Genomic DNA, 22,900 nt, shown 5'->3' on the forward strand with positions numbered 1-22,900 from the left:
TCCGGCTCGGTCGGCCGGATACGCGGCATCCTAGGAGCCGGGTCATCGAACGTCCAATGCATTGTTGGCTGCATTAGCATGAGTTTCATGCAGACTTCAGGGCGCGAAAAATCATGACGCTGGTGCAGCTCAGGCATCTCATATCGGTGGCGCAGACCGGCTCCTTCAGCCGCTCGGCCGAGGCCATGCATCTGACACAGCCGGCCCTCAGCCGCAGCGTGCGCGCGCTGGAGCAGGAGCTGGGCATACCCTTGTTCGACCGCATCGGCCGCCACAGCGAACTCACAGCCTTCGGCCGCGAGATGCTGGGACGGGCACGCGCCCTGGTGGCTGAAGCCGACGAGCTGCGTGACAGGGGGCGCCAATTGCGCGAGGGTGCGGCCGGCACCGTGCGTGTGGGCCTGGGATCGGGCCCCGGCGCAATATTGATGACGCCGTTCCTGCAGCACATGACCGTGCACCATCCCGGCGTGCGAACCGAGGTGGCGCGCGGCAGCACCGATCTGCTGGTGCACTCGCTACGCGAGCGCCTGCTCGACGCCCTGGTCGTGGACCTGCGCGCGCTGCGGCCCGCACCCGACCTTGCGCTGGACGTCGTGCACGAAATGCGCGCCGCCTTCATGTGCCGCACCGACCATCCACTGGCCCGCCTGCAGCGGGATCTGCGCTTCGAGGATGTGCAGCGCTACCCCGTCGCCTCCACACCATTGAGCGACCAGGTGGCCTGGCTGCTGGTGGAGACCTATGGCGCCACGGCCCACCCGGCGCGGTTCGTCACACTGCAGTGCGAGGAGTTGCCCAGCCTTGTGGACGTTGCGCGCAACAGCGACACCGTGCTGCTGGCCGTGCGCGCCGTCGCCCCGAACCTGGCCGAATTGCCCATGGACCCGCCCATGCGCAGCACCGCCCGCTTCGGGCTGGTCACGCTGCGTCAGCGCAGCGAGGCGCCGACGCTGGCAATCCTGCGAGGGCTGATGGTCGATTTGATGTGCGATGGCCCTCCAGCCGTCGCATAGGCAAGGCCTCTGCCCTGCCCGGCCAGGCTGAGGCCTCTGCAAGGGCCGACAAGGACCACAGGTAGCGCTTCAGCGGCAGTCTTGGGTCGGCCACCAGGGATATGCGAAATCGGCTTGAAACGAAGGCAGTTGTGCTCAAAACAGAAAATGATCATCGATCAGTTTTTGCTGGACATCTTTACCCATTCCAACCAATGAAGAATATCCACCAAAAGAGTAAATTGGATTTTCCAATGACCACATCCCTATACTATTTGCTTGGACTCCACATGACCAAAAAGCCGCAATGGCAACTGACACTGCCGCTGTAAATCTTGCATATCGCTTTTTCATAAAATCACCTTTCTTGGATTTGAAATGATTTCAGGCTTTCATGGCGCACACAGGTTCTGTATGAAAGCGTGCGTCGCAAGCTGCGTGACTTCGCTTTTGCCTGTCATATAGCAGCCATCCTGGCTCAGTGCCGAGGCCGCACTGTTCTCGCCGCCTGCGAGGGTTCCCTGGTCCACGGTGCCGCCCAAGGGGGTCCAGGTGATGGCGTGCGAACTTCCGTCGGCCAGTTCGCTGTGGCCCGCCACCGTTCCGTTGTCACCGATATCCACCACACGTGCATTCACGCCGCCAGGCAGCGGAGGAATATCGCGGATGACACCGGTCTGGCTGTTCCAGTAATAGGGCATGCTGCGGCCGTCTGCCATCTGGTAGTGCCCAATCACCTCGCCGAGGATGTTGAGATCGACGCCGCTGTTTCGCGCGGGCGGGGACGATATGGACAGCACCTGCGGACTGGAGGACGAGTTGAGCCAGACGACGGTGCGTCCACCCTGGGCACCGAAATCGCAGTAGCCCATGATGCGGGTATTGACGACGGTCTTTGCGCGGCAGAAGACGGCATTGAGAGGCAGGTTCAGGGCCGTGGCCATATAGCCGCCCAGGACTGCGGCAGACCAATAGACAGGACGCGGATGCCCGCTGTTGTCGGGACAGTTGCCCACGATGCCCGGCATGTTGCCGCCCACCACGAAATTGTCCACATCGGACGGCACGCAGTTGGTGCTGTTCAGGCCCAGCAGGCCCGCCGGCAGCGCGCGTGCCGTGGTTTCATTGTTGCGCCACATGACAGGGCGGGCCGTGTTGCTGCCGCTCAGGCTGACGCCTGCCACATAGCCGCCCTGGTTGAATGCCGTGGGCATGCTGCGCACATCGAGCGTCAGCGGCTGCAGTGTCTGCACCGTGGCCGGCGTGGCCGCATTCCAGAACACGCCGACGGACACCGAATTGCCGTCCAGGCAGGTGCCCACCACCTGGCCGCTGTTGGTGATGGCCGCCGCGTTGCAGTTGCGCCCCGGCGACAGGCGCACAAGGTCTGCCGCACTGCCCGGCGCCAGCGACACGAAGCCTGCGGACGAGCCGTCGCTCTCTGCACAGGCGCCCACGACATGGCCGCTGTTGTTGATGTCCAGGCCCACGCATTGCGGGCCTGCCGATGTGCCCACGTCCTGCATGGGCAGGGCCTGCGCGGCCGGCAGTGCCAGCAACGCTAGGCACGCAACGGAAAAATTCAAATGCTTTGGCTGAAGGCGCATGAAGGGTTCTCCTGAAAAAGCAAAGAAGTCGTTCATGGAAATCGGGCGCCGAACAGGAAATCCGCATGGGGCTTGGCATATGCGCGCCGGTGCAGACGCTATTTCCGTGATCCGCATCCCGGCCCCACGATAGGCATCGCGGTATGGAGCCGTCCATCCGAGCAGCAATCAAAACAACAAAAACAATCAACAAAATCAAAAGCTTGCAAAAGAATCCCCCATCAATAATTGTCTCATCGGCATCCGGGATTCAGGCCATGCCATAGCGCAGCGCCATATGAATGGGGGCTTTCCATGGCAATCACACACTGCCTGACATCCGACAGCGCATGGCCGAATGGCGCAATTCGCCGCCGCTGGAGTCCGGCAGAACTGCTGGCACTCGAACGCTGGGCCGGCGTCCTGCCCGTGCAGGTGATCTGCCGCCGGCTGGACCGCAGCGAACGCTCCGTTCGCTGCCAGATGCACAGGCGCGGCCTGAGCACCCGGGTCCGCGAAGGCGTCGGGCTGAGGCAGGTCTGCGAGGATCTGCAGCTTTCTGCACGGTCGGTGAGGGCCTTCATCCTCGATGGCCGCCTGCGCCTGCACAGCGCACAGGTGCATGGTGGGGTTATGGCGCAGCTTCATTGGTCCCTGCGCCGCTGGCTGCAGACGGCGCAAAGCCGCTTGTGCCGTGTCAGCCATTTGAGGGTTACCGAGACATCTCTCAGGCGCTTTGCGCGGGAAGCGGATTTCGGCGCATCAGGCAGCCGCACGGACGCGGCATGGCAACACTGGGCATCCGGCTAGGCCCTGAATGTCCAGCAGCGGTTTCGGCCCTTCGCCTACGACTGCCGCGAGCGCCAGCATGCAGACTGGCACGCATGTCCCATGGCAGGCGAGGCAGTCATCTCGACCATCTGTCGGTACTTCAGTCGGTACTTCAGTCGGCACACCTTTCAGCACATCCATCGGCAGCGGAGACCTCCACGGGACCTGGTGCCACAGTCCAAGGAATCAGACAGCATGAAAAACCCACCCACCACCGCCCTCGACGTGATCATCGTCGGTGCCGGCTCGGCCGGACTGTCGGCACTGCGCGAGGTGCGCAAGCACACGGAGCATTTCGCCATCGTCAACGACGGGCCCTGGGGAACGACCTGTGCGCGGGTGGGATGCATGCCGTCCAAGTTGCTGATCGAGGCGGCCAACGCCTTCCATGCACGCCATCACCTCGATACCTTCGGCATACGCGGCGCGAGCGGGCTGCAGCTGGACCTGCCCGCCGTTTTGCGCCGTGTGCGCAAGCTGCGCGACGAGTTCGTGGCAAGCACGATCAAGGCCACGGAGGGCCTGGGCTGGCGGGCCATCGACGGGCGTGCCAGGCTGCTGGCAGCCAATCGGATCGAGGTCAATGGCAAGGTGCTGGCTGCGCGCAAGCTCATCCTCGCTCCGGGCTCCAGCCCCGTGGTGCCGGAGGAATGGAAGCGCTTTGGCAAGCGCATCCTGACCACCGACACCTTGTTCGAACGCAAGACGCTGGGCCCGCGCGTGGCCGTCGTCGGCCTGGGTCCGCTGGGCGTGGAGATTGCACAGGCGCTGGCGCGGCTGGGACTGGAGGTCACCGCACTGGGACGCGGCCCGAAGCTGGCGGGCCTGTCCGACCCGAATGTCACCGACGCATTGCGGCATCTGCTTGAGAAAGAGATGGTGGTGATCACCGACCATGAAGTGCAGTTGAGCAAGGGCCCGGACAGCAGCATCGTCGTGCGTGCAGGCGACACCCGCATCGTCGTGGACCATGTGGTGGCCGCCATGGGTCGGCGCCCGCAGCTCGAAGGCCTGGGCCTGGAGACGCTGGGACTTGAGCTGGACGAGCATGGGCAGCCGCCCGTGAGCCGCGAGACACTGCAGGTCGGCGAGCTGCCGCTGTTCCTCGCGGGCGATGCCAATGGCGACCGCCCCTTGTTGCATGAGGCCGTGGACGAAGGCCATATCGCGGGCACCAACGCCATGGCAGAGAACGTGGCCTGCTTCGAGCGGCGCACGCCGCTGTCCATTGTCTTCAGCTCGCCCAACGCGGCCGTCGTGGGCCAGCCCATGAAGGCGCTGCTGGGCCAGGACTTCGTGGTGGGCCGCGTGGATTTCGCGCACCAGGGGCGTGCACGCGCTGCGCAGCGCAACGCGGGCCTGCTTCATGTCTATGCGGACACGGCCAGCGGCCGGCTGCTGGGCGCGGAAATGTGCGCACCGGGCGGCGAGCATCTGGCCCATCTGCTGGCCCTGGCCGTGCAGCAGCAACTGACCGTGCACGAGTTGCTGCGTGCGCCCATCTATCACCCCGTGCTGGAAGAGGGCCTGCGCACCGCCTTGCGCGATGCGGTGCGCCAGCTGCCCCAGCAGCCGCCCTCCGACCTGAGCAACTGCGATTCTTTGCCCATGGACGATTGATCGCGCGCGGCCCAGGGCCGCACGCGGATCAATCCTGGGGCGCGCTCTGCGGTGCGCTTACTTCCGACAGCGTCCACCCGCCATTGCCATCGACCGCCAGCGCGTGGGTATGGAAACCCGCCAGCGTGCTGCGGTGGCCCACGCTCACCAGCATGGTCGAGCGCATCTGCTCGCGCAGCAGCGTGTACAGCGCATGCTCCAGGCCCTCGTCCATGGCCGAGGTTGATTCATCGAGAAAGACGATGGCGGGCCGGTTGAACAGCACGCGCGCAAAGGCCAGGCGCTGCTGCTCGCCAATCGACAGGATGCGGGACCAATCCTGGTTGACATCCAGCTTGTCGGCCAGATGGGCCAGGCTGACCTGGCGCAGCGCCTGCTGCAGCCGCTCGTCGTCCTGCGGCGAGGCATCGGCGGGATAGGCAATGGCCGTGCGCAGGTCACCCAGTGGCAGATACGGACGCTGAGACAGGAACAGCGCCTGGTGGCCGCCCGGGCGGCCCACCGTGCCCTGGGCATGCGGCCACAGGCCGGCAATGGACCGCAGCAAGGTGGTCTTGCCGCTGCCCGAAGGTCCCTTGATCAGCAGCGCCTGGCAGGGAATGAGCTTGAGTTGCAGGCCGCTGAGCAGGTGGTGGCCGTCCGGGCGGCTGACCTGCAGGTCCTCGATGTCCAGGGCGCCGGGCTGCTCTCTGTGGACGACCTGGGGCAGTTCGCGGGTCTGCGCATTGGCATCCAGAAAGCCGCACAGGCGATCAAGCGCAGCGCGGTACTGGGCGAAAGTGTCGTAGGAGGTTCGGAAGAAGGACAGCGCATCCTGCACCTGCCCGAAGGCCTGCGAGGTCTGCATCACATCACCGAGCTTGATGGCACCGCTGAAAAAGCGCGGCGCCTGCAGCAGAAAGGGAAAGACCACGGCCACTTGGTTGACGGTGAGGTTGAAGCCGTCGAACTTCAGGCTGCGGTATACCAGCGCCCAGACATTGGCGATCAACGCCGAAAAGCGCGTCAAAAGCGTGTTGCGCTCGATGGCCGCGCCCTGGTAGAAGGCGATGTTCTCCGCATATTCGCGCACGCGCACCAGGGCGTAGCGGAAGTTGGCGGTCAGCCTCTCGTTCAGGAAGTTCAGCCGGATCAGCGGCTGGCCCAGGCGAAAGGCGATCAGCGTGGCGACGATCACATAGAGGTAGACCGCGAACACCATGGCCCGCGGAACCTCCACGCCCGCCACGGCAATCGGGGCAGACAGCCCCCAGAGAATGCCCGTGAACGCCACCAGCGAGACCACGGCGCTGACGGCACCCAGCGCCAGGGTCAGCGAGTTCGAGACAAAGGTGTTCACATCCAGCTCGATGCGCTGGTCGGGGTTGTCCACCGGCTCGTCCAGGAAGTGGCTGCGATAGTAGGCATCGCCGCGCATCCAGTCGGTGGTCACGCGCTCGTTGAGCCACACCCGCCAGCGGATGCGAAACGCCTGGTTCACATAGAAATTGAACAGCTCGCGCAGGATGTGGACCGTGGCCAGCACCGCAAAGATACCCAGGAAGCGCCAAAAGCCCTTCTGGTCCAGTTCCTGCAGCGCGCTGTAGAAGCCGTTGTACCAGTAGGAAAACAGCACGTTCATGCGCACCGAGACCAGGGCCAGCACCAGCAGCAGCGTGAACACCAGCAGCGGCCACCAGCTGTTTCTGGGGTGCAGGAACGGGCCGGCCAGCTGCCAGAACTGCCGACCCCAGCGGGTGAATCGAACCACCAGCAGCGCCACGGCCGCGAAAGCCACGACGGTGATCACTGAGGCCGCCGCCAGCCAGACCAGGCTTTCCTGCAGCGCCTTGCTCCAATCCATGTCCATGTCGGAGATCCTCGGGTTGTGTGGGTGGAGAGAATCTACTCCTGTTCAGACAGGCCGGCGGGCAGGCCTGGGCGCATGCCGGCAGCAAGCCATCTGCGCTTGCAATGCCCCCATCGCCGTTGCCGATGGGGCCGCTGCCGACAAGGCCGCTGCGCAGGATTAACATTCCGTGCGTGCCGCCCCGGCGGCACGCACGAAGACAGGACCGGCCCGCGCGGTTCCCCCACGACAACAGCGATGCCCTCCCGGGGCCCTGCCCGGGCGGCTCAGACACAAGCCAGAACATGCCCGCATCGCCGCCCCAGGCCCACCCGCCACACGACCCCGCCGATGTGCCGGCCCGGCGCCCCGCCCCCGCCAATCTGCGCGATCTGTTCTGGTCCTTCACCTGGCTGGCCCTGCAGGGCTTTGGCGGTGTGCTGGCCGTGGTACAGCGCGAGCTGGTCGAGAAAAAGCGCTGGCTGACCAATGAAGAGTTTGTGGAGGACTGGGCCGTGGCCCAGATCATGCCCGGCCCCAATGTGGTCAACCTGTCCATCACCATTGGCGAGCGCTACTTCGGCTGGCGCGGTGCCGTGGTGGCCGTGTGCGGCATGCTGTGCTTTCCCATGCTGCTGGTGCTGACGCTGACCGTGATCTATTCCCAGCTGGCCGACCACCCCGCCGTGGCCGGCGCGCTGCGCGGCATGGGCGCCGTCGCAGCCGGCCTGGTGGCGGGCATGGGCCTGAAGCTGGCCAGCACGCTGAGCCGCCACCCGCTGGGGCGCTGGTGCAGCGCGGGGCTGGCGCTGGCCTCGTTCATTGCCATGGCGGTGATGCGCATTCCGCTGGCCTGGGTGCTGCTGGTGGTCGGCGGCGCGGGCTGCGTGCTGACCTGGAGAAAGCTCACGCCATGAATGCTGCCCACCAGATTGCACTGAGCCTGCAGCCCGCCGACTGGTTGCAGTTGCTGCTGTATTTCCTGACGCTGTCGCTGATGGCCGTGGGCGGGGCCATTGCCACGGCGCCCGACATGCACCGTTTTCTGGTCGATGGCCATGGCTGGCTCAGCGAGGCGCAATTCAGCTCCTCCATCGCCATTGCCCAGGCGGCGCCCGGGCCCAATGTGCTGTTCATCGCCCTGCTGGGATGGAACCTGGGCCTGAACGCAGGCGGAGGCACGGGCCTGCTGGCCTGGGCCTTTGGAGCACTGGGGGTGACCATCTGCATGATCGGCATCCTCTTGCCCAGTTCGCTGCTGGCCTGGCAGGCATCGCGCTGGGGCCAGCGCAACAGGAACCGGCGCGGCGTGCGGGCCTTCAAGCAGGGCATGGGCCCTCTGGTCATCGGCCTGCTGCTGGCCACGGGCTGGCTGCTGGGCACGGGCAGCGGCCGCCCCGCCCAGGATTGGCGCCTGTGGCTGCTGACCCTGGTCTGCGCCCTGCTGGTCTGGCGCACGCGCATCCGCCTGCTGTGGCTGCTGGGCGCCGGCGCGGCGCTGGGAGCGCTGGGCTGGATCTGAGCGGATGCGCGAGAGGGAGGGGACTGCCCCGGTTGTGCATCAAAAGGAGCCGCCATGGCGCAAGCCCCTTCCCTCCCCTCCTGGGCCGCGTCGGGCGGCCTGCCCCCCGCCTTCAGTCGCCCAGCAGCAGCGGCAGCACCTGTGCCGACGGGCCGCGCAGGCATTGGTGGGCCGCGTCATCCAGCTCGGACGGTGCGGGATTGATCACGGCCACATGTGCGCCCGCCCTGCGTGCGATTCGCGCCAGCCCTGCAGCCGGGTACACGGCGCCCGATGTGCCCACCACCAGCAGCACATCGCAGTGCTGCACCGCCGCCTCCGCGGCCTGCCACACGCCCATGGGCAGGGACTCGCCGAACCAGACCACGCCCGGGCGCACCAGGTTGCCGCAGACGGCGCACTGCGGCGGCTCGCCCGGCTTCACCTGGGCCAGATCGCAGCATGCGCGCGGCCTTTCCAGCCATCGGTCCCGCATCAGCTCACCATGCAGGCACAGCACGCCGGGGCTGCCTGCGCGCTGGTGCAGGCCATCGACGTTCTGCGTGACCAGCGTCATGCGGCCCGGGTGGCGCAAGGCCCATTGCGCCAGCGCATGGTGGCCGGCGTTGGGCTGCACCGCAGCCACGGCTTCGCGCCGGTGCGCATACCACTGCCAGACGCGCTGCGGATGCGCGCGAAAGCCTGCCTCGCTGGCCATGTCCTGCGGGTTGAACTGTGCCCAGTAGCTGTTCTTGTCGTCGCGAAAGGTGGGTACGCCGGATTCGGCGCTGACGCCTGCGCCCGTGAGCACCGCGATATGGGCTGCACGCGCGATGCGGTCGCGCAGCTCGCCCTGGCCGGCCAGTTCAGGCTCGGCGGGGGAAGGCGAGGAAAGGGAATGTTCGTCGGGCATCGGGGCGGCGATGGAAAAAAGGCAGGCCATTGTGAGGCAGTGTCGCCCCGCCACGCATCAAATGCCTTTTTCCACCATCTCCAGCAGGCGCAGCGCCAGCGCGCGCCGCTGCTCGGCGGTGGCGTGGCGCAGCGGCCCGTCTATCACCAGCAAGGCCATGCCGTGCACCGCGGACCAGGCCAGGAACTCGGCCTGGGGCCGGCGCTCGGCAGGCAGCACGCCGGCCTCGGCCATGCTGTCCAGCGCATAGCCCAGCAGCTCGAACGGGTTCAGTCCCATGGCCGCTGCACGCGTGGTGTCGGGCGGCAGGTCCACGTCGTACTCGACCGAAGCAAAGGCCGTGCGAAACCAGCCGGTCTCCGTCTGGGCAAAGCCCAGATAGCCGCGCCCCACGGCAGCCAGCAGCGCGCGTGAGCGCTGCAGCACATCGGGCAGGGTGCGCGCCTGGGCCATTTCGGCCTCGATGGCTGCGGCCAGTGCGCCCAGGGCCGCGGCGCGCACGGCATCAAACAGCGCCTGGCGGTTGGCAAAGTGACGATAGGCTGCATTGGGCGCCACGCCCGCCCGGCGCGTGGCCTCGCGCAGCACGATCGCCTGGGGACCGCCTTCACGCGCCAGCGCCAGGCCAGCCTCGACCAGGGCCTGGCGCAGGTCGCCGTGGTGATATGACTCACGCCTGACACGTCGCTGCGTCACTGTTTTGCTTCCTTTTTTCTGCGTGGCCACATCACCCGAGAGGGAAGGCAGCCCTGCCCCGCCGATTTACAGCTTGACACCGAAGCTGACAGCGCTTGATGTGGACAGCGTCCATTTTAGTCCCTAGCATATGTGAACGGCGTACACACGCCGGGCAGAAATCGATAAAAAGCCGGCATCGAACGGCATGAAACGGTTATCACCGTCACCAAGGAGACAAGCATGGCTTTGCACACCGGCCGCATACAGCCCTGCCTCTGGTTCGACAACCAGGGCGAGCAGGCGGCGCGCTTCTATACCGAAGTCTTTCCCGATTCCCGCATCACGGCCATTGCGCGCTACGGCGAAGCAGGCCACGACATCCACGGCAGGCCGGCGGGCAGCGTGATGACGGTGCAATTCGAGCTGGAAGGCCAGCCCTTTCTGGCGCTCAACGGCGGCCCCATGTTCCGCTTCAACGAGGCCGTCTCGCTGATGGTCAGTTGCGATACACAGGACGAGATAGACCACTACTGGGGCGCCCTGTCCGAGGGCGGCGACCCGGCGGCGCGTCAATGCGGCTGGCTCAAGGACCGCCATGGCCTGTCGTGGCAAATCGTTCCGTCCCAGATGGCGAGCTGGATGGGAGGCCCCGACATGGCCGCCGCCCAGCGCGTGATGCAGGCCCTGCTGGGCATGCAAAAGCTGGAGATTGCCGCTCTTGAGCGCGCGCATGACGGCGGCTGAAACCTCCTGGCCCCCTCCTCCCGTCGTCCCGTCCTCCCGTTCCTCCACTCCCCTCGCCACCGTCCCTCCCAGGAGCGTTCCATGCAATTCATCCCCTATCTGAACTTCAACGGCAACTGCGCCGAGGCCTTCGCCTTCTACGCCAGGCTGTTCGGCGGCACCATCGTGCACCAGAGCACCTTTGGCGAGACGCCGGGCATGGAGCAGATGCCCGAGGCCGACAAGCGCCTGATCATGCATGCCCACCTGCAGATCAAGGACCAGGCGCTGATGGCCTCGGACGCCACCGACAACTGCGGTGGCGGCGGCTACCAGCAGGCCCAGGGCATGTGGATCTCGATCGGCGTGGACGACGCCACCGAAGGCGGCCGCATCTTCAACGCGCTGGCCGAAGGCGGCAAGGTGACCATGCCCTTCCAGGCCACGTTCTGGTCGCCGGGCTTTGGCATGGTGACGGACCGCTTCAACACACCCTGGATGGTCAACGTCAAGGGCGAGGCCTGAACAAGGCCGGCCGACACATTGCCTCTGTCACCCACGAAGGAGTCCTCATGAACGCCAATCCCGTCGTCTGGTTCGAGATCCATGTGCAGGACATGGCGCGTGCGCGCCGGTTCTATGAAACCGTCTTCCAGGGCAAGCTGGAGCACCTGCCCGCGCCCGATGGCTCCGACAGCCAGGAGATGCTGTCCTTTCCGATGGACATGACAGGCCCCGGCGCGGGCGGAATGCTGGTGCGGATGGACGACGCACCTTCCGGCGGCGGCGGCACGCTGGTCTATTTCGGCTGCGAGGACTGCGCCATAGAACAGGGCCGCGTCGAGGCCGCAGGCGGGCGCATCGAGCAGGCCAAATTCTCCATCGGCCCCCACGGCCACTGCGCCGTCGTGGTGGACACCGAGGGCAACCGCATCGGCCTGCACTCCATGCAATGAGGAGCACCATGACAGCACAAGACCTTCCCGAACACGCCAACGACCTGGTGCTCACGCGCCTGTTCGACATCCCCGCCGACAGGCTCTACCGCTGCTGGACCGAGCCGGCGCTGATCCAGCAATGGTTTGCACCCAGCCCCTGGAGCGTGGCCCGGGTGGACAACGACGTGCGGCCCGGCGGCCACAGCCTCATCGTCATGCGCAGCCCCGAAGGCCAGGAGATGCCCGGCAGCGGTGTCTACCTGGAAGTCATTCCCAACCGGCGCCTGGTCTTCACCGACGCCTTCACCCAAGGCTGGGTGCCAGCCGACAAGCCCTTCATGACGGGCATCGTCACCTTCGACCCCGAAGGCAGCCAGACCCGCTATACCGCCCGGGTGCGCCATTGGAATGCCGCCGACCGCGCCCAGCACGAGGCCATGGGCTTTCACAGCGGCTGGGGCCAGTGCGCAGACCAGTTGGCGGAACTCGCAGCCCGGCTCTGACGCCGGTTTTCACCAGGAGAGCACCATGCACTACATCGACGGATTCGTACTGCCCGTTCCCCGGGCCAACCTGCAGGCCTACCGCGAGGTGGCCGAGGCCGCAGGCAAGGTCTGGATGGAATACGGCGCGCTGCAGTACTGGGAATGCGCGGGCGACGACGTGCCCATGGGCAAGCTGACCTCGTTTCCCCAGGCCGTGCAGCTCAAGGAAGGCGAGATCGTGTTCTTTTCATGGATCGTCTATGCCTCGCGCGCGGAGCGCGACCGCATCAATGCCGCCGTCATGAAGGATCCGCGCATTGCCTCCATGGACCCGGCCACCATGCCCTTCGACGCCAAGCGCATGTTCTGGGGCGGCTTCGAGAGCGTGGTGGAGCTGGGCGCCGGCGGCGCGCCAGCCTAGATCTGGTCGGCCGGGACGGCGGATACGGCAGGCGTGGTGCCCAGTCCGCGCTGGCGCAGCGCCTCGTACAGGCACACGCCGCTGGCCACGGACACATTGAGGCTGGAGACGGCGCCCATCATGGGAATGCCGATCAGCTCGTCGCAGGTCTTGCGCGTGAGCTGGCGCATGCCGTCGCCTTCTGCGCCCAGCACCAGGGCCGTGGGGCCCTTGAGGTCCACCTCGTACAGGGTCTTGGGCGCATCGTCGCTGGTGCCGATGATCCAGATGTCGCGCTCCTTGAGCTCGTTGAGCGTGCGCGCCAGGTTGGTGACCATGAAATAGGGCACGGTCTCGGCCGCGCCGCTGGCCACCTTGGCCACGGTGGCGTTCACGCCCACCGCATGGTCCTTGGGCGCAATCACCGCATGGGCGCCTGCGCCATCGGCCACGCGCAGGCAGGCCCCCAGGTTGTGCGGATCGGTCACGCCGTCCAGCACCAGCAGCAGCGGGTTGCTGACGCCATCGGCCTCCAGCTGCTCCAGCAGTTCATCCAGCGAATGCACCTGGGCCACCGCCTCCACGCGCGCGGCCACGCCCTGGTGGCCGTGGCTTCCGGCGAGCTTGGCCAGGCGTTCGCCGTCTGCCTCGATCAGCCGGACGCCGGCCGACTTGGCGCGGTCGAGGAACTGGCGCATGCGCGCATCACGGCGCGTGGCCTCGTAGTAGACCTCGATGATGGATTGGGGCGCGGTCTTCATGCGCACGCCGACGGCGTGGAAGCCGAAGAGAACTTTGGGGGACGACATGGGGCGCGATTATCCCGCCAATTGGGCGCAGCCCCGGCACCCGCCGGACGAAGCCCGTCTGCACGCAACGGCTCCTGTGGTTTTTACGTAGCCGCTACACTGCGCGGGTTGGCCGCTTTCCAGCGGGCCCCTCTCATTGCGGCATGCACCGAAGCCACGGGCATGCCGCTTTGCATTTTTCATCGCCCTGTTTTTCCATTTCTTTCTCAACCATCATGCTCAAAGCCTTTCTTGCCTGGCTTGCCCGCACCAGCCTGGTGGGCCAGATCGCCATCAGTCTGGTCGCCGGCGGCCTGTTGGCCTGGCTCTGGCCCGAGGCCGCCCAGTCCGTATCCCTGCTGGGGACGCTGTTCATCTCCGCCCTCAAGGCCGTTGCCCCTGTCCTGGTGCTGCTGCTGGTGGTCTCGGCCACCAGCAACCACCGGCCCGGCCACGCCACGCAGATACGGCCCATCCTGTGGCTGTATGTGCTGGGCACCTTTGCCGCGGCCGTGGTGGCCGTGGTGGCCAGCATGGCCTTCCCGTCCACCATCCAGTTCAAGGACGCCGCCCCCGCCCAGGGCGCGCCTGGGCGCATTGGCGAAGTGCTGATGGCCCTGGTGCAAAGCGCCTTCGACAACCCGGTACGCGCGCTGATGAATGCCAACTACATCGGCATCCTTGCCTGGGCAGTGGCCATGGGCCTGGCCCTGCGCCACGCCTCTGAGACCACGCGCGCCGTGATGCATGACCTGGGCCAGGCCATCACCCGCGTGATCCAGGGCGTGATCCGCCTGGCGCCGCTGGGCATCTTCGGCCTGGTGGCGGGCACCTTTGCCCAGTCGGGCCTGGAAAAGCTGCTGGACTATGCCCACCTGCTGGCCGTGCTGCTGGGCTGCATGCTCTTCGTGGCCCTGGTGGTCAATCCGTTCATCGTCTGGACGCAGACGCGCCGCAATCCCTATCCCCTGGTGCTGACCTGCCTGCGCGAGAGCGCGGTCACGGCCTTCTTCACGCGCAGCTCGGCCGCCAACATCCCGGTGAACCTGGCGCTGGCCAAGCGCCTGGGCCTGGATGAGGACACCTACAGCGTCTCCATCCCGCTGGGCGCCACCATCAACATGGCCGGCGCCGCCGTCACCATCAGCGTGCTCTCGCTGGCTGCGGCCCATACCCTGGGCATCCAGGCCGATCTGCTGACCGCCATCTTGCTGTGCGTGGTGTCCGCGGTGTGCGCCTGCGGCGCCTCGGGCGTGGCCGGTGGCTCGCTGCTGCTGATTCCGCTGGCCTGCAGCCTGTTCGGCATCTCCAACGATCTGGCCATGCAGGTGGTGGGCGTGGGCTTTGTGATCGGCGTGATCCAGGACTCGGCCGAAACCGCACTCAACTCCTCCACGGACGTGATCTTCACGGCCGCGGCCTGCGAGGCGGCCGGGCGGCGCGAAGCTGTCGCCGCCTGAGATCAAGCCGCCAGCGCCTGCCCCTCTTCGATGCTGGCGACGCGGCCGGCCTCGATGGTCACGCGCCGCTCGCAGCGCGCGGCGATGGCTCGGTCATGCGTGACCATGACCAACGTGGTGCCGCGCTCACGGTTGAGCGCGAACATCAGCTCCATGATGGTTTCGCCGGTCGCAAAGTCCAGGCTGCCCGTGGGCTCGTCGGCCAGCAGCACGGCGGGCTCGACCACGAAGGCGCGGGCCAGCGCCACACGCTGCTGCTCACCGCCCGACAGCAGCTTGGGATAGTGGCCCAGGCGCTGGCCCAGCCCCACGCGCTCCAGCATTTCGGTGGCGCGGCGGCGGGCGTCGCGGCTGCCGGCCAGCTCCAGCGGCAGCATCACGTTCTCCAGCGCCGTCAGATTGCCCAGCAGCTGGAAGCTCTGGAAGACAAAGCCCAGCTTCTGCGCACGCACGGCAGCGCGCGCATCCTCGTCCAGCGCAAACATGTCCTGGCCCTGCAGCCGCACCGTGCCGCGCGTGGGCGTATCCAGGCCTGCGAGTATGGACAGCAGCGTGCTCTTGCCCGAGCCCGAGGCACCGACGATGGCCACGGTTTCCCTTGCCGCGAAGCGCAGATCGATATCCCTCAGAATATCCAGTGTTCCGGTCGAATCGCTGACCGACTTGAAGACATGCTCGACTTCGATCAGGGGCTGGGCAGTGCTTTGTGACATGGAGGATGGGAAGACGATGCAAGACAAGCTGCGCGCAATGCGCCGACGCCGCCACTTTATCTCGGCCGGCTTGGCCTTCGGTCTGCTGGGTACTTGGACGGCCATGCCCGCCCAGGCTGCAGACGCCGGCCCGTTGCTGGTACTGGGCGATTCGCTGAGTGCCGAGTACGGTCTGGCCCGCGGAACGGGCTGGGTGGCGCTGCTGCAAAAGCGCCTGCAGGAGAGCCAGAAAAATGTGCCGCTGGTCAACGCCAGCGTGAGCGGCGAGACCACCTCGGGCGGCCGCTCGCGCCTGCCGGCCCTGCTCAAGCAGCACAAGCCGTCGGTGGTGGTGATCGAATTGGGAGGCAACGATGCGCTGCGCGGCCTGCCGCTGCAAAGCACGCAGGGCAATCTGGACGCCATGGTACGCGCGGCCCGTGATGCCGGGGCCAAGGTGCTGCTGGTGGGCATGCAGGTGCCTCCCAACTACGGCAGCGGCTATACGCGACAGTTCGAGCAATTGTTCTCCAAGGTGGCGCAGGAGCAGAAGGTACCGCTCGTGCCCTTCCTGCTGGCCGGTATAGGCGATGCGGCCGACTCGGCCCAGTGGTTCCAGGCTGACCGCATCCACCCCACGGCCAAGGCCCAGCCGCGCATGCTGGACAACGTCTGGCCACAGCTCAGCAAACTGCTGCCCTGAGCACAGGGCAGCCAGGCTGTCAGCTGCTGCGGCCTTCCTCGCCGGAATGCGCCGCTGCGGGGGATGCCTGGTCTTCACCCGCCATACCGCCGCCCTCATGGTCGTCGGGTTTTCTTTCGGCCTTGGCCTTCTCCTTTTCAAGCTTCTTCTGCTTCTTGGCCAGTTCGCGCTGGCGTTTTTCATAGGCGTAGTTGGGTGTCGCCACAGGTGGACTCCTCTGTTGTTGCAAGCCCCACTGTAGCCGCAAGACGGGGCCCGGCCGTAAAACCTCAGGATAGGGGGGACGCAGGGTCGGCAGATTCACCCACGCTGCAGCGGTAAGCATGCCAACTGGCGCAGCCCAGCAAAGGCCCCACCAGCAGCAGGCCCACGCCGTGCCACCACAGCGCAGCAGCCACCAGCACGGTGATGATCGCGGCCCATTGCAGCATGACGGCCAGGTTGAGGCCGACCACGCGCATGCTGGTGATGCAGGCCGTCAGCGCATCGCTGCCCCGGTCCAGCATGGCCGGCAGCGCCACCACCATGCTGGCGAACACCAGGGCCGCGAAGGCGCCGCCGACCAGCACGTAGATCGCCAGGAACTCCCAATTCTCCGGCCGTGTCACGGCCTGCAGCATGCCGGCCGTGGTGGGCATGCCGGTATCGAAGAACACGGCAAACACCACCATGGAGGCGCGCGCCCAGAGCATCTCCAGCACCAGCAGCACCATGACCAGCATGCCCATGCTGCCCATCTGCGTGTCCCAGCAGGTCAGCGAGCTGCTCAGTTGGGTCGGCAAGCCCCGCTCCAGCCTGCGGCTGGTGTCGTACAGGCCCATGGCCAGGAAGGGGCCGATGAGCAGACAGCCGCTGGCCATGGCCATGCTGTATTCAGGGCTGGCACGGAACACCCAGCCGATGAGCAGGGCCATGGCCCAGAAGCAAAGGCCATAGAACAGCGCAACGCCCGGCGCCCGCCGCAGATCGCGCCAGCCCAGCGCCAGCCAGCGCCAGGGATCGGCCATGCGCAGCGGTTGCACCTGCAGCGCGCCAGCCGGGTGGTCGGAAGCTTTCTCGGGAGCGGGGGATGCCTGCATGCCTGGACCTCCTGGATCAGCGAGCCCCAAGTTAGCGCAGCCATGGCCGCGCTGCCATGGCGGAAACTACCGAGGGCCCCCGCCCAGACCGCGCAGGCCCGCACCCCGGTCCGCCCTCAGGCCTGCACCAGCTTGCCCGGCTGGCCGGGCAGCACCTTCCAGGCCGCGTCCCGCACGGTCTGGTACTGGCGGCTGAACACCGTATCCACATAGATCCATTCGGCCTGGCAGGCCTGGGGGGTTGCCGTGACGATCATGTAGCCGCGGCGGGAGGTATCGCAGTACTTGAGCGTGTTGATGAACTGCAGCAGCGCGCCACGCAACTGGGCCGGATCCTGGCCGGGCAGGTAGTCCTCGAAGCCGGGCGAGCTGACGGACGAGGTGGCGAACTCCACGCCCACGCCCTGCCCGCTGCGGTCGCGCAGCTCGCTGGCCCAGGCGTTGTGGGTGTCACCGGCCAGCACGACCAGGTTCTTGCCCAGGCTGCGCGCCGTGGCCAGCACGGTCTCGCGAGCCACGGCGTAGCCGTCCCAGGCATCGAGGTTGTAGGGAATGCTGGGCTGGGCCAGGATGGCCTTTTCCGCCGCCGTCAGGCTGGCCGGGTTGGCCTGGGCCTTGGCCAGCAGCGCCGCGTAGGCCGGCAGCGAGACACCGCTGCCGGGGCTGAGGATGTCCATCAGCAAGGGCGCCGGCAGCTCCATGCGCCCCATCAGCACCTGCTGGCCCAGCACCTGCCAGGTGGCCTGCGAGGCCGCCATCTGCTGGCCAAGCCACTGGGTCTGCGTGGCGCCCATGAGCTGGCGTGCGGGATTGGCCATGTCGGAGGAAAAGCGCGCCGCGTCCAGCCCCTGTGCCGTGAAATAGTCGGCGTAGTCGAGCTGTTCGTCACGGCCGATGACGCGCGTGTCCAGCATGTGCAGCGCCAGCAGGTCGCCGAAGGCGAAGCTGCGGTAGATGATCTCGGGCTGTGCGTTGCGCGTGGGCATCCACTCGTGATAGGCCTTGAGCGCGGCCACCTTGCGCAGCTCGAAGTCGCCTTCGGTGGCCGGCTGGTGGTTCTCGGCGCCGTGCATCCAGGTGTCATTGGAGACTTCGTGGTCGTCCCAGACCGCAATCATGGGCGCTGCCGCATGCAGGGCCTGCAGGTCGGCATCGCTCTTGTACTGGGCATGGCGCTGGCGGTAGTCGGCCAGGCTGACGATTTCGTTGGCCGGCAGGCTCTGGCGCTGCATGGCTTCGGCCTTGCCGTTGGCATAGCCGCCGCGCGCATATTCGTAGATGTAGTCGCCCAGATGCACGGTGGCGTCCAGGTCGCCCTGGCGCGCCGCATGCGCGTAGACATTGAAGTAGCCGGCCGGGTAGTTGGCGCAGGAAAACACGGCCAGCTTGACCTGCTGCACGGCGCCCACGGGCAGGGTTCGCGTGCGGCCCGTGGCGCTGGTCATGCCCTGGCAGCGAAAGCGGTAGTGGTAGCGCGTGGCGGGCCTGAGGCCCGTGGCATCGGCCTTGAAGGTGAAGTCCTGGGTGGCGCGCGCCATGGCCTTGCCCGAAGTCACGAGGGTCTTGAAGTCGGCGTCCGATGCCACTTCCCACTCCACCTCGATGTCGCTGGAATGGCCCTGCGGCGGCGTCACGCGGGTCCAGAGGATGACGCGGTCACTCAACGGGTCGCCGCTGGCCACGCCGTGGCGGAACTCGACGGGAATGCGGCTGTCGCCATCCGACCCGCCGCAGCCAGCCAGTGGCAGCGCCAGGGCCGAGGCGCCCATGCCGCGCACGAAATGGCGGCGGCTGGCCACGAGGCCGGATTCGCGGGAGCCGGCTTTCGCCTGCTGCAGGATGTTGGTGATGCTCTCTTTGTGCTTCATGCTGGACCGGGGCCCGAAGGCCTCCGTGGGGTGGTATGAAGCCAGCGAGCATCGGCGGCGCAGGTGACAGGCAGATGTCACCGGCGCCTGGCGCTCAACTATGCAAACGCGGCGGCCAGGGCCTGCTCCAGGTCGGCACGCAGGTCCTGCACCGCCTCCAGGCCGATGGCAAAGCGCACCACGGTGCCGCTGCGCAGCTGGGGCGTGGGGCAGCTGCGCATGGACGACAGCTCATAGGGCACGACCAGGCTGATGGGACCGCCCCAGCTGTAGCCGATCTTGAACAGGCGCAGGCTGTCGCAGAAGCGGTCCACGGCCTGCTGGCCGTGGCGCGGATCGATGACCACGCTGAACAGGCCGGCGGCCACGCCCTCGCCGCCTGCGGCTGCGCCACACAGCGCCTTCCAGTTCTCGTGGCCCGGAGCGCCTTCCAGCGCCGGGTGCAGCACCTGGGCCACGGCCGGCTGCTGCTGCAGCCAGCGCGCCAGCTCGCGCGCGGCGCGGTCCTGGGCGTGGTAGCGCAGCGCGATGCTGGGCAGGGAGCGCAGCACGGCCTCGGTGTCGTTGCCGCCCACGCCCAGGCCCAGGCGCATGTGCGCCAGCTTGATGCGCATGTGCAGCGCCTGGTCGCGCGTGATGATGCTGCCCATGAGCACGTCGCCACCGCCGCTGGGGTACTTGGTCAGCGCATGCACGGTGGCATCCACGCCCAGGCTGTGCGTTCCATCGGCCAGCAGATCGAAGGGGTTGAAGGCCAGGCCCGCGCCCCAGGTGTTGTCCAGCACGGTGGTGATGCCCCGCTCGCGGCACAGGCGCACCATGGCGATGAGGTCAGGGAACTCCATGGTCACCGAGCCCGGCGCCTCCAGCCAGACCAAACGCGTCTTGGGCGTGATTTTGGCTTCGAGGTCGGCAACATCCATGGCGTCATAGCACTGGTGGCGCACGCCGAAATGGGCCAGCTCGCCCTCGCTCAGGGTCTTGTTGGGACCGTAGGCGTTGTCGGGCAGCAGCATCTCGTCGCCGGTGCGCAGCAGGGCCAGGGAGGTGGTCGCAATCGCAGCCAGGCCGCTGGGTACCAGCAGGCACTGCAGGCCGCCTTCCAGCGCGCTCAGGCGCTCTTCCAGCAAGAAGGTGGTGGGCGTGCCGTGCAGGCCGTAGGTATAGCTGCTCTTGTCCAGCCACTGGCGCCGGCGCATGGCCGCCACGTTCTCGAAGATCACCGTCGAGGCCTTGTGCACGGGCGGCTGCGGCGCAACAAAGCCTTCGGGCGGCTGGTAGGGATGGTGGATGAGATGGGTGCTGATCTGCAGGTCGGGTGTGCTCATGCAGCGCATCTTATGCGCTGGGCCACGGCGTTCAGGCATAAAAAAACCAGGCGGACGAAGCGCCTGGTTTTCATTGGGGGAGCAAAGCCGGTGGCTGCGATCAGCTGGCCTTGATCTCCAGCATGTTGCTGACGTTGTTCACGCCCTTGACGGACTTGGCAATGTCGCCTGCGCGCATCTTGAGTGCTTCGCTGGGGACCGAGCCGGTCAGCGTCACGGCGCCTGCCTTGGTGTCCACGTCGATCTTGAGGGCGGAGATATCGGGCTCCTTGATCAGGTCGGCCTTGATCTGGGCGGTGATGCCGGCGTCGTCGAGTGCGGCGCCTGCCTGGCTCATGGCGTTGTTGGTGGCCGCTTCGGCCTTGGCAGCACCTTCCTCGATCTTGGTGCCGGCGCTGCTCATGGCGTTGTCGATCTTCTGGCCGGCGCTCTGCGCGGCCTGCTGGGACTGCTGAACCGCAGAGTCGAGCTTCTGGCCCGCAGTGTCTTCGGTCTTGCCGCAGGCGGCAAGGCCGAAGGCCAGGGCAGACACGGCGAGGATCTGGCAGCAGCGTTGGGTGATGAAAGTCATGCGGTTACTCCTTGAATAGTTGTGAGGCGGTCAACACAGGCCTCGACTTTATTGAGGGCCCTGGGACAAACCCATACGACGCCGACGCAAGCGCCTGTAGGACAAGCCCGAACATCCCGGCACCATCCAGTTAGCATGACAATAGCGGCCATGCATTCCCTGGCGCGCTGGTTTCCCTTCCTGGCATGGCCCAAACCTTCGGCAGCCGTGCTGCGCGGGGAGTTCTGGGCAGGTCTCACCGTTGGTCTGATGCTTCTGCCCCAGGGCGTGGCCTATGCCGCCCTTGCGGGCATGCCGCTGATCACGGGCATTTACGCATCCATCGTTCCGGCCCTGGTGGCCGTGCTGTTCAGCGGCTCGCCCCGTCTGGGCGTGGGACCCACCGCCCTGAGCGCGCTGCTGATCGGCGCCTCGCTCACGGGCCTGGCCGAGCCCGGCTCCGCGCACTGGGTGGCGCTGGCCGCATGGATGGCGATTCTGTCGGGCCTGGTGCAGTGGTCGCTGGGGCTGATGCGCGCCGGCTGGCTGCTCAACCTGGTGACCTCGCCCGTGCTCACCGGCTTCACGCAGGCTGCGGCGCTGCTGATCCTGGCCTCGCAGCTGCCCACGCTGCTGGGCCTGCGCTCGACCTGGGGTGCCGTCTGGAACACGCCGTCGCTGCAGCTTTTCGACTGGCAGTCCATCGTCTACGGCATGGCCAGCATTGCCTTGCTCGTGCTCGCCAAGCGCTGGCGTGCGGCCTTTCCCTCGGCCATCTTCATCATCGCGCTGACCGGCGTGATCAGTTGGGCCACGGACTTTGCCGACGACGGCGGCGCCGTGGTCGGCCATCTGCCCGCGGGCCTGCCCAGCTTCCAGCTGCCGGAGCTGCTGAGCTGGGACGAGTTCGGCGCCCTGGTGATGCCGGTGCTGGTGATCTCGCTGGTGAGCTTTCTGGAGACGGCCTCCAGCGCCCAGGTGGAGCACCAGCAGGCCGGCACGCGCTGGAACGAGAACCAGGACCTGGTCGCCCAGGGCCTGTCCAAGATCAGTGCGGGCCTGTTCGGCAGCTTTGCCACCAGCGCCTCGTTCTCGCGCTCGGCCGTGAACCTGCTGGCCGGCGCCAAGACGGGATGGTCCAACGTGTTCTCCATCCTGCTGGTGGTCATCGTGGTGATGTGGTTCATCCCGGCGCTGTACCACGTGCCCAAGGCGGCGCTGGCGGCCATCGTGATCACGGCCGTGGTCAACCTCGTCAAGCCGCGTGTGCTGCTGCAGCTGTTCAAGGTGTCGCGCGTGGAGGGCAGCATTGCCCTGGCCACGCTGCTGCTGACCATCGTCACGGCGCCGCGCATGTACTGGGGCGTGTTCGCGGGCATCGTGCTGAGCCTGGGCTACTTCCTCTACCAGCGCCTGCACCCGCGCATCATCGAGGTGGGCCAGCATCCTGATGGCAGCCTGCGCGACCGCAACCTCTGGCAGTTGCCTCCGCTGGCGCCAGGCCTGCTGGCCCTGCGCATGGATGCCGAGCTGGACTTCGGCTCGGCCTCGGCCCTGGAGCGACGCATCGGCGACGAATGGGCGCTGCGCCCCGAGACGCACCACCTGTGCCTGCTGGCCCAGCCCATCAACCGCATCGACGTGACGGGCGTGGAGACCTTCGTGCGCCTGCAACTGCTGGTGGCCAAGCGCAGCGGCGTGCTGCACGTGGTGGGCCTGAAGTTGCCGGCCGAGCAGGTGCTGCTGCGCGCCGGCGCCCTGCACCGCGGGCCGCACCTGCGGCTGTACCGCACCGATGCGGAATTCCTCGCCGCGCTGGCCCTGCCGCCCTTCATATCTCGGCCGGGATCAACATCTGTTACCAGCGATGGTGCAAAAGTCGACGCCGGCGCGGCGACAATTGAGCCTACACACTGATACACTTCACCGGCTTT

The 22,900-nt window shown here is 66.8% G+C and carries 25 protein-coding genes; 13 read left to right on the top strand and 12 right to left on the bottom strand.

Annotated elements, in window-relative coordinates:
* Positions 1–113 precede the first annotated feature (113 nt).
* The gene (locus tag ACF8ME_RS06365; protein WP_392415745.1) at positions 114–1,016 is read left to right on the top strand and encodes a LysR family transcriptional regulator; all 903 of its coding nucleotides are present in this window, start codon (positions 114–116) and stop codon (positions 1,014–1,016) included.
* A 135-nt stretch (positions 1,017–1,151) separates the two neighbouring features.
* Here the strand turns inward: ACF8ME_RS06365 and ACF8ME_RS06370 are convergent, their stop codons facing one another.
* Both ACF8ME_RS06370 and ACF8ME_RS06375 read right to left on the bottom strand, forming a co-directional pair.
* Complete coding sequence (locus ACF8ME_RS06370) at positions 1,152–1,349, bottom strand: hypothetical protein (protein ID WP_133073094.1); 198 nt, start codon at positions 1,347–1,349, stop codon at positions 1,152–1,154.
* A gap of 38 nt (positions 1,350–1,387) precedes the next feature.
* Entirely contained in the window at positions 1,388–2,602 is a 1,215-nt protein-coding gene (locus ACF8ME_RS06375; RefSeq protein WP_392415746.1) for an HAF repeat-containing protein, read from the bottom strand.
* A gap of 294 nt (positions 2,603–2,896) precedes the next feature.
* Between ACF8ME_RS06375 and ACF8ME_RS06380 the strand changes: the two genes are divergently transcribed.
* Positions 2,897–3,391 carry a hypothetical protein gene (locus ACF8ME_RS06380; protein WP_392415747.1) on the top strand — a complete coding sequence of 165 codons (495 nt, stop codon included), beginning with the start codon at positions 2,897–2,899 and terminating at the stop codon, positions 3,389–3,391.
* 216 nt (positions 3,392–3,607) lie between these two features.
* Positions 3,608–5,032 (top strand): dihydrolipoyl dehydrogenase, encoded by a 1,425-nt coding sequence (locus ACF8ME_RS06385; protein WP_392415748.1) that lies wholly within the window; start codon positions 3,608–3,610, stop codon positions 5,030–5,032.
* Positions 5,033–5,060: 28 nt separating this feature from the next.
* Here the strand turns inward: ACF8ME_RS06385 and ACF8ME_RS06390 are convergent, their stop codons facing one another.
* Complete coding sequence (locus ACF8ME_RS06390) at positions 5,061–6,881, bottom strand: ABC transporter ATP-binding protein/permease (protein WP_392415749.1); 1,821 nt, start codon at positions 6,879–6,881, stop codon at positions 5,061–5,063.
* Between the two features lie 284 nt (positions 6,882–7,165).
* On the opposite strand from ACF8ME_RS06390, the gene ACF8ME_RS06395 reads away from it, so the two are divergent.
* A complete protein-coding gene (locus tag ACF8ME_RS06395; protein ID WP_017403921.1) occupies positions 7,166–7,777 on the top strand; it encodes a chromate transporter in 612 nt (203 codons plus the stop codon).
* Positions 7,774–8,382, top strand: a complete 609-nt coding sequence (locus ACF8ME_RS06400; RefSeq protein WP_392415750.1) for a chromate transporter — start codon at positions 7,774–7,776, stop codon at positions 8,380–8,382. Before ACF8ME_RS06395 ends, ACF8ME_RS06400 begins: the two co-directional genes overlap by 4 nt.
* 112 nt (positions 8,383–8,494) lie before the next feature.
* Here ACF8ME_RS06400 and ACF8ME_RS06405 read toward each other — a convergent pair whose 3' ends face one another.
* Complete coding sequence (locus ACF8ME_RS06405) at positions 8,495–9,274, bottom strand: NAD-dependent deacylase (RefSeq protein ID WP_026062008.1); 780 nt, start codon at positions 9,272–9,274, stop codon at positions 8,495–8,497.
* A 57-nt stretch (positions 9,275–9,331) separates the two neighbouring features.
* Positions 9,332–9,970 (bottom strand): TetR/AcrR family transcriptional regulator, encoded by a 639-nt coding sequence (locus ACF8ME_RS06410; protein ID WP_016447146.1) that lies wholly within the window; start codon positions 9,968–9,970, stop codon positions 9,332–9,334.
* A 222-nt stretch (positions 9,971–10,192) separates the two neighbouring features.
* On the opposite strand from ACF8ME_RS06410, the gene ACF8ME_RS06415 reads away from it, so the two are divergent.
* From ACF8ME_RS06415 to ACF8ME_RS06435, 5 genes are all read left to right on the top strand, one after another.
* Positions 10,193–10,696 (top strand): VOC family protein, encoded by a 504-nt coding sequence (locus ACF8ME_RS06415; RefSeq protein WP_392415751.1) that lies wholly within the window; start codon positions 10,193–10,195, stop codon positions 10,694–10,696.
* Between the two features lie 81 nt (positions 10,697–10,777).
* On the top strand, positions 10,778–11,200 hold the full coding sequence (locus ACF8ME_RS06420) for a VOC family protein (protein ID WP_034365141.1): 423 nt from the start codon (positions 10,778–10,780) through the stop codon (positions 11,198–11,200).
* A 47-nt stretch (positions 11,201–11,247) separates the two neighbouring features.
* Entirely contained in the window at positions 11,248–11,631 is a 384-nt protein-coding gene (locus ACF8ME_RS06425; protein WP_047217001.1) for a VOC family protein, read from the top strand.
* A gap of 8 nt (positions 11,632–11,639) precedes the next feature.
* On the top strand, positions 11,640–12,116 hold the full coding sequence (locus tag ACF8ME_RS06430; RefSeq protein WP_017403914.1) for an SRPBCC family protein: 477 nt from the start codon (positions 11,640–11,642) through the stop codon (positions 12,114–12,116).
* A gap of 25 nt (positions 12,117–12,141) precedes the next feature.
* Positions 12,142–12,519 carry a DUF1428 domain-containing protein gene (locus tag ACF8ME_RS06435; protein WP_047217000.1) on the top strand — a complete coding sequence of 126 codons (378 nt, stop codon included), beginning with the start codon at positions 12,142–12,144 and terminating at the stop codon, positions 12,517–12,519.
* Here ACF8ME_RS06435 and rlmB read toward each other — a convergent pair.
* Positions 12,516–13,307 carry a 23S rRNA (guanosine(2251)-2'-O)-methyltransferase RlmB gene (gene rlmB, locus ACF8ME_RS06440; protein ID WP_392412562.1) on the bottom strand — a complete coding sequence of 264 codons (792 nt, stop codon included), beginning with the start codon at positions 13,305–13,307 and terminating at the stop codon, positions 12,516–12,518. The two genes, ACF8ME_RS06435 and rlmB, sit on opposite strands and share 4 nt — an antisense overlap.
* A 215-nt stretch (positions 13,308–13,522) precedes the next feature.
* Here rlmB and sstT point away from each other — a divergent pair, with 215 nt between their 5' ends.
* A complete protein-coding gene (gene sstT, locus ACF8ME_RS06445) occupies positions 13,523–14,746 on the top strand; it encodes a serine/threonine transporter SstT (RefSeq protein ID WP_392407425.1) in 1,224 nt (407 codons plus the stop codon).
* A gap of 2 nt (positions 14,747–14,748) precedes the next feature.
* On the opposite strand, the gene ACF8ME_RS06450 is transcribed toward sstT, so the two are convergent.
* On the bottom strand, positions 14,749–15,459 hold the full coding sequence (locus tag ACF8ME_RS06450) for an ABC transporter ATP-binding protein (RefSeq protein ID WP_017403911.1): 711 nt from the start codon (positions 15,457–15,459) through the stop codon (positions 14,749–14,751).
* Between the two features lie 16 nt (positions 15,460–15,475).
* On the opposite strand from ACF8ME_RS06450, the gene ACF8ME_RS06455 reads away from it, so the two are divergent.
* A complete protein-coding gene (locus ACF8ME_RS06455) occupies positions 15,476–16,141 on the top strand; it encodes an arylesterase (RefSeq protein ID WP_349335684.1) in 666 nt (221 codons plus the stop codon).
* A gap of 19 nt (positions 16,142–16,160) precedes the next feature.
* Here the strand turns inward: ACF8ME_RS06455 and ACF8ME_RS06460 are convergent, their stop codons facing one another.
* The 5 genes from ACF8ME_RS06460 to ACF8ME_RS06480 form a co-directional block, all read right to left on the bottom strand.
* Positions 16,161–16,346 (bottom strand): hypothetical protein, encoded by a 186-nt coding sequence (locus ACF8ME_RS06460; protein WP_016447155.1) that lies wholly within the window; start codon positions 16,344–16,346, stop codon positions 16,161–16,163.
* Positions 16,347–16,410: 64 nt separating this feature from the next.
* Positions 16,411–17,220 (bottom strand): DUF2189 domain-containing protein, encoded by an 810-nt coding sequence (locus tag ACF8ME_RS06465; RefSeq protein ID WP_392415752.1) that lies wholly within the window; start codon positions 17,218–17,220, stop codon positions 16,411–16,413.
* Positions 17,221–17,336: 116 nt separating this feature from the next.
* Positions 17,337–19,088 carry an alkaline phosphatase gene (locus ACF8ME_RS06470; protein WP_047327362.1) on the bottom strand — a complete coding sequence of 584 codons (1,752 nt, stop codon included), beginning with the start codon at positions 19,086–19,088 and terminating at the stop codon, positions 17,337–17,339.
* A gap of 98 nt (positions 19,089–19,186) precedes the next feature.
* Complete coding sequence (locus ACF8ME_RS06475; RefSeq protein ID WP_046239850.1) at positions 19,187–20,416, bottom strand: PLP-dependent transferase; 1,230 nt, start codon at positions 20,414–20,416, stop codon at positions 19,187–19,189.
* A gap of 100 nt (positions 20,417–20,516) precedes the next feature.
* Positions 20,517–20,987 (bottom strand): BON domain-containing protein, encoded by a 471-nt coding sequence (locus tag ACF8ME_RS06480; RefSeq protein ID WP_016447159.1) that lies wholly within the window; start codon positions 20,985–20,987, stop codon positions 20,517–20,519.
* A 150-nt stretch (positions 20,988–21,137) separates the two neighbouring features.
* Between ACF8ME_RS06480 and ACF8ME_RS06485 the strand changes: the two genes are divergently transcribed.
* Entirely contained in the window at positions 21,138–22,883 is a 1,746-nt protein-coding gene (locus ACF8ME_RS06485; RefSeq protein ID WP_392415754.1) for a SulP family inorganic anion transporter, read from the top strand.
* The last annotated feature ends 17 nt before the right edge of the window (positions 22,884–22,900 follow it).

The sequence above is a fragment of the Delftia sp. WSY_7 genome, from assembly GCF_043104845.1.
GTDB lineage: Bacteria > Pseudomonadota > Gammaproteobacteria > Burkholderiales > Burkholderiaceae_C > Comamonas > Comamonas tsuruhatensis.